Source organism: Micromonospora sp. KC207 (assembly GCF_004348615.1).
In the GTDB taxonomy this organism is placed as follows: Bacteria; Actinomycetota; Actinomycetes; order Mycobacteriales; family Micromonosporaceae; genus Micromonospora.
This window is the reverse complement of sequence record NZ_SMKJ01000336.1, coordinates 1-6,930: the sequence shown is the minus strand read 5'-3', so window position 1 is coordinate 6,930 and position 6,930 is coordinate 1. Positions and strand designations below refer to the sequence as shown.

The window sequence follows — 6,930 nt, the reverse complement described above, 5'->3', positions numbered from 1 at the left end:
CGCCGTGCCGGCCGCCCCCGCCGAGGTCGCGCCGGTCGCCGCCGGCACCGCCGCGACCGGGAACGCTCCGTCACCCGGTGCGGTGGTCCGCGTCTACACGCGGCGGTGGGAACCCGCGGCACCGGCACCGGTCGGTCCGCCGCCAGCCGCCCTGCTGCTGGTCACCGGTGACGCGGCCACGGCCACGGCCGCGCTCTCGGCCTCCATCGCCCCGGTGCCCGCCGCCGTGTCGTCCAGCGGTGTCTCCGCACCCGTCGTCCCCACCGCACCCGAGGTGGTGACCGTCGACCCGGATCGGCCGGCCGCCCTGGACCGCGTGGCGACTGCGGCGGCCGCCCTGCCGGCCGGCGGCGGCGTGTTCGTCCTCTGGCATCCCGGTTGGTCCGCCGCGGTCGGCCTGCGCCTGCTTCGGGCACTGCGCGGAAGCCCGGTGCGCCGGATGGTCGCCGTGCATGCCCGCCCGTACGGTGCCGATCCGGACCCGGCGGCGGAGACGCTCGGCGCCCTCGCCGGCCCGGCGGGGCTGGACGGTGTGGCGTTCACTGCCGTCGAGGTGGTCGACGACGCCAACCCGGCCGGCTGCCTGCGGGCCGGGTTGGCCGAGTGGCACGCCACCGGCGGCGAGGTGCGGCACGAGACCGGCCGCCGGTGGGAACCGCGCCTCGTCCCCGCCGACCCTGACGGTGCGTCGTCGCCCGCCGGCGTGCCCGCGCTGCGGGCCGGCGGCACCTGGCTGGTGACCGGCGGTCTCGGTGCGCTCGGTCGCGCCGTCGCCGGCCACCTCGCGGCGCGCCACGGCGCGCGTATCGTGCTGACCGGCCGCTCACCGCTGCCAGCCCACGGCGAACGCGTCCTCGACGAGTTGCGTGGCACCGGTGCGGGTTCCGTCGAGTACCACCCGGTCGACGTCACCGACGTCGCCGGTCTGACCGCCCTGGTCCGCGACGTGCGCACCCGGTACGGCGGCTTGACCGGCGTGGTGCACGCGGCCGGGGTGATGGACCCCCGACCGTGGCCGGAGAAGGACGACGCCGCCGTCGACGCGGTGCTGCGACCGAAGGTCGACGGCGTCCGGGCCCTGGACGAGGCGACCCGCGGGGAGGACCTCGACGCCTTCGTGCTGTTTTCCTCAGCGGCGGCGGTGCTCGGCGACATCGGACTGGGCGACTACGGGGTGGCCAACCGGTACCTCGACGGGTACGCGCAAGCCCGCGAGGCGCACCGGGCCCGGGGCGAGCGCCGGGGTCGTACGGTCTGCGTCAACTGGCCGCTGTGGCGCGACGGCGGCATGCACCTGCCCGGCGAGGCGATGTACCTGGCCTCGGCCGAGCTGTCGTACCTGGACACCCCGGCCGCGCTGGCCGCGTTCGACCGGATCCTGTCCGGCGGTTGGCCGCAGGCGCTCGTCCTGGCCGGCGCTCCGGCGGCACTGGACCGGCTGACAGGTGCCGCCGCGTCGTCATCCGCGCCTGCTTCTGAGCGAACCGCGGCGCCGGACGGCGTCCCCACCGCCGGGAACGGTGCCGCCGTCCTGAATGGTGCCGCCGCCCGGAACGGCACCAGCGTTCCGAACGGCCTCGCCCCCGTGAACGGCCTCGCCCCCGCTACCGGTTCCGTCCCGGCCAACGGGACGGTCGCCAGCAACGGCGTTGTGGCCGTGAGCACCGCAGCCGACGGGCACGACGACGCGGTCGTGCGGGACCGGCTGGCGGAGAAGCTACGGGCCATCGCCGCCGAGGTGCTCTGTGTGGACGCCGAGCGGATGGACCTCAACGAGAACCTGGGCGCCTTCGGCTTCGATTCGATCACTCTGCGGGACCTCGCCGGACGCCTCAGCGAGGTGTTCGGGGTGACGGTCACACCCACCCTCTTCTACGCCCGGTCGTCCCTGGCCGAGGTGGCTGGCTACCTGGTGGAGGAGAAGGGCGACACGATCCGCGCCCGGTACGCCGTGCCGGCTCCGCCCGTCCCCGCGCCAGCCGACCCGGCGCCGGTCGCTGCTGTCGCACCGGCCACCCGGGTCGTCGACCAGTCACCGGTCGGACCAGTGGCCCGGGTCGCCGCCGTACCGGGGGGCGGGCCGGATTCGGCAGGGCCGGGCGGTATCGGCGGCGCGGAGCCGATCGCGATCGTCGGCATGGCCGGGGTCTTCCCCGGCGTCGCCGACCCCGACGAGTTCTGGCAGCGCCTGGTCGCCGGAGAGGACCTGGTCACCGAGGTGCCAGCGGACCGGTGGAACTGGCGGGAGTTCTACAGCGAGGAACGCTTCGCGCCGGGCCGCACCCAGTCCAGGTGGGGCGGCTTCGTCGACGGGCACGACCGGTTCGACGCCGACTTCTTCGGCATCTCCCCCCGGGAGGCCGAGCTGATGGATCCACAGCACCGGCTGTTCCTGCAGGCCGCGTGGGCCGCCGTCGAGGACGCCGGGTGGGTGGCCACCGAACTGTCCGGCCGGCGGATCGGCGTCTTCGCCGGCGTCCAGTTCGCCGAGTACCAGCAGTTGCTCACCGAGGCCGGAATCAGCCAGGTGCAGGTGGGCACGGGCAACGCCCACACGATGCTGCCCAACCGGGTGTCCTACCAGCTCAACCTGCGCGGACCCAGTGAGGCCGTGGACACCGCCTGCTCGTCGTCGTTGATGGCGGTGCACCGGGCGATGCGCGCGCTGCGCGCGGGGGAGTGTGAGGCGGCGCTGGCCGGTGGGGTCAGCCTGATTCTTACGCCGTACTACTACGTGCTGTCCAACCAGGCCGGGGTGCTCTCGCCGACCGGCCGATGCCGCACCTTCGACGCCGCCGCCGACGGGTACGTGCGCGGCGAGGGCGCCGGCGTCGTGGTCCTCAAGCCGCTGCGCCGCGCGCTCGCCGACGGCGACCACGTGTACGCGGTGATCCGGGGCGGTGCGGCCAACCACGGCGGCCGTGCCAGCTCGCCCACCGCGCCGAACTCCGCCGCGCAGGCCGAGTTGGTCGCCGCCGCCCTCGCCGACGCCGGCGTGGACCCGGCCACCGTGTCGTACGTGGAGACCCACGGCACCGGCACCGAGCTGGGCGACCCGGTGGAGGTGGAGGGGCTGACCGAAGGCTTCGCCGCCGCCCGCGCCGCCGGCAGCACGCTCCGTCCCGGTGGCTGCGGCCTCGGCTCGGTGAAGACGCAGATCGGCCACCTCGAGCCGGCCGCCGGTGTGGCCAGCCTGGTCAAGGTGGTGCTGGCGCTGCGGCACCGCACCCTGCCCGGCGTGCTGCACCTGAACACGCTCAACCCCTACCTGACCCTGGACGGTGGGCCGTTCCACGTGGTGGGGGAGACCCGACCGTGGCTGCCCTGGCCGGACTCGGACGGCCGGCCACTGCCGCTACGGGCCGGTGTGTCGTCGTTCGGGTTCGGCGGCAGCAACGTGCACCTGGTGGTCGAGGAGGCACCGCCGCTGCCGGCCCCGCCCTCGGGCGGGCCGCAGCTTCTGGTGCTTTCCGCGCGGAACCCGCAGCGGCTGCGGGCGTACGCCGGTCGGCTCGCCACCGTCCTTGGCCGCGCCGGCGACGGTGGGTACGGCGGTGGCCCGGCGGACCTGACCCTGGCCGACGTGGCGTACACCCTGCAGATTGGGCGGGAGCCGATGGCCGAGCGGATGGCCATGGTGGTCGGCGACCTCGCCGAGACGGCCGACCTGCTGGCCCGGTTCGCCACGGACGGCCACGCCGAGGGCGTGCTCACCGGCAAAGCGGGGGCGGCCGGCGAGGCGGCCCGGTCCCTGGTGGACGGCCCGGCCGGACGGGACTACCTGCGGGCGTTGTGCGAGTCGGCCGAACTGGCCCAGCTCGGCCGGCTCTGGGTCGCCGGGGTCGCCGTCGACTGGCGGTTGCTGCACCGGGCGGCATCCCCACGCCGGGTGCCGCTGCCGACGTACCCGTTCGCGCCGAGCCGGTACTGGTTCACCCCGGTGCTGCCCGGCACGCCGCCGACCCCCGCATCGGCCGATGTGGCGGACACCACGACCCGGCCGGCGGTACCGGAGGCGGCCGGGCCCGGCCTGCCCGACCTGTACGTACCCCGGTGGGTGCCGGCGGGTCCGGCTCCCGCGACGCCACCCGCGCGGGCCGGCTGGATCCTCACCACGCCCGCCGGCCGGCCGCTGGCCGCGGCTCTGGCCAGCCGCTATCCGCACGCCACCGTCGGTGACCTGGACACCGCGAGCGTGCCCGAGGACGACGCGGAGATCTGCGTCGTGGCGGTCGACCCGCCCGGCGCGGTGCTGCCGGAGACCGACCGGGACGACGCCGCGCTCGGTCTGGTGCGGCTCGTCCGCGCCCTGGGCGCGGCCGGCCGGACCGACGCGGCCCTGACGCTGCGCGTGGTGACCGCGGGCGTGTACCCGCTCGACGGGGCCACCGCCCCCACCCCGTACGGCGCCACGTGCCACGGGCTGGCCCGCGCGGCGGCCCGCGAACACCCGTCCTGGCGGGTGCACGTGCTGGACGTCGCGGCAGCCGACTTGGCCGACCCGGGGGCGGCGGCGCAGGCCGTGATCGCGGTGGACCTGCCCGTCGGCGAGGAGGTGCTGCTGCGCGGCGTACGCCGCCTGGTACGTGAGCTGCGTCCCGCCCTGCTGCCCCCGGCGGCCCGGTCGCCGTACCGGGAGCGCGGGGTCTACCTGATCGTCGGCGGTGCCGGCGGCATCGGTGCGGAGCTGGCCGACCACCTGGCCCGGACGGCCCGGGCCCGGCTGGCCCTGGTCGGCCGGTCCGTCCCCGGCGAGGCGCACCAACGGTTGTGCGACCGGATCGCGGCAGCCGGTGGCGAGGCGGTCTACCTGTCCGCCGACGTCAGCGACCCGGCGGCGCTCGGTGCGGCCGTGGCCCAGGTCCGGCGCCGGTTCGGGGCGCTGCACGGCGTGGTGCACTCGGCCCTCGTGCTGCGCGACGGCACGCTGCGGTCGATGAGCGACGAGGGGTTGCGGGCGGTGTTCGCGCCGAAGGTCGCCGGCATGGTGGCGCTCGCCGACGCGCTGGCCGGGGAATCCCTGGACTTCCTGCTGCTGCTCTCCTCCGCGCAGTCCTTCGTGGGCGCCGCCGGGCAGGGCAACTACGCGGCGGCGTCCGCCTACGAGGACGCGTTCGCCGGGCTGCTGCGTCACCACGGCCGCTGGCCGGTACGCGTGGTGAACTGGGGCTACTGGGGCAGCGTCGGCGCGGTGGCGACCCCCGAGTACGCCCGACGGCTCGCCGCGCAGGGTGCCCGGTCCATCGAGCCGGCCGAGGGTATGGAGGTCGTCACCCGGCTGCTGGCGGGTCCGGTCGACCAAGTCCTCGCCGTGCGGACGGACCCGTCCCGGCTGGCCCAGGTGCTGAGGGTCGGCCCGTCGGCCGGGCCGGATGATGCCGCCGCGACCCCGGCGGCTGTGGTCGGTGTGCCGGCCGAGCCGGCGCTCCCGCCGCCGGCCCGGCTGCTGGCGGACCCGCCCCGGCTCGCCGTGGACACCGTTCGCCGGGCCGGTGTGGCCTGGGACGCCCTGGACGCGCTGGCCCGCCGCTGGTTGCTGGAGACGCTGCGCGGAGCCGGTGTGCTCACCGCCGCCGGGCAGCGGAGCAGCCTCGACGAACTGCGCCGGATCCTCGGGGTGTCCGCCGACCACGACCGGCTGCTCACCGCCCTGGTCAACGTGCTCGTCCGGGCCGGCTGGCTGACCCGCGACGGCGAGCGGCTGCTCGTCACCGCGGCGGCCGACGTCCCGGCGGTTCCGGTGGCCGACGAGGCTCGGCGGCTGGCCGCCGAGCATCCGGCGATGCGGCCCCACCTGCGGCTGCTCGACGCGTGCCTGTCCCGCTACCCGCAGGTGCTCGCCGGGCGGGTCCCGGCGACCGAGGTGCTCTTCCCGGGTGGTTCCGGTGAACTGCTCGACGGCATCTACGCCGGTGACGAGGTGACCGGCCACTTCAACGACCTGGTCGGGTACGCGGTGGCGGAGTTCGTCCGACGGCGCACGTCCGCCGGCGCCGCACCGGTACGTGTCGTGGAGATCGGTGCCGGCAGCGGAGCCACCAGCGAGGTGCTGTTCCGCGTGCTGCGCCCGTACGCCGACCGGCTGCGGTACGTGTTCACCGATGTGTCCCACCAGTTCGTCTGGCGGGCCGCCGAACGCTTCGGCCCACAGTTCCCGGCGGCCAAGTTCCGGGTGCTCGACATCGAACGCGACGTCGCCGGGCAGGACTTCCTCCCGGGTGAGGCCAACCTGGTGCTGGCGACCAACGTGCTGCACGCCACCTCGGACGTGGCGGTGGCGCTGGCCCAGGCCAAGCGGCTGCTGGCGCCGGGCGGCTGGCTCGTGATCAACGAGGGCACCCGGGTGCACGACTACGCCACGCTGACGTTCGGGCTGCTCGACGGCTGGTGGCGGTACACCGACGCGATGCTGCGCATCCCGGACGCGCCGATGCTCGACCGGGACGCCTGGCTGGTGGCGCTGGCCGGTGCGGGATTCCGGGACACGGTGGTGCTCGGCCTCGGTGCCGACTGCCCGCCGAGCCTCACCGCCCAGCAGAGCGTTCTGGTGGCGGTCAGCGACGGCATGTGCGTTCCCGGGCGTTCCCCGGCCGGCAAAGTGTCCGGTGCGGCCCCGTCCGTGACGCCGGTCCGGTCCGGGTCCCCGTCCGTCGCGGCGGTCGCGTCCGTGTCGGGCACATCGGTGGCATCGGACGCGTCGGTGGTGCCGGCCGCGTCCGACCGGTCGTCGGCTCCGGTCCCGTCGGGCGATGCGGTTGGCGCGGCGGTCCTGGCGACGATCGCCCAGGCGTTGCGGATCGATCCGGCCGACCTGGACCCGGACGGGCCGCACGCGGACCGGGGCGTCGACTCGGTGCTCGCCATCGAGATCGCCAACACGATCAACGCGACGCTGGGCGTCCGTATCCGCTCCACCGACCTGTTCAACTA

General features: G+C 75.7%; 1 protein-coding gene. It reads left to right on the top strand.

Features of this window, described 5'->3' with window-relative positions; all coding sequences use genetic code 11:
- On the top strand, nt 1-6,930 hold a 6,930-nt coding region (locus E1258_RS28360; protein ID WP_132406516.1), incomplete at both ends, for an SDR family NAD(P)-dependent oxidoreductase.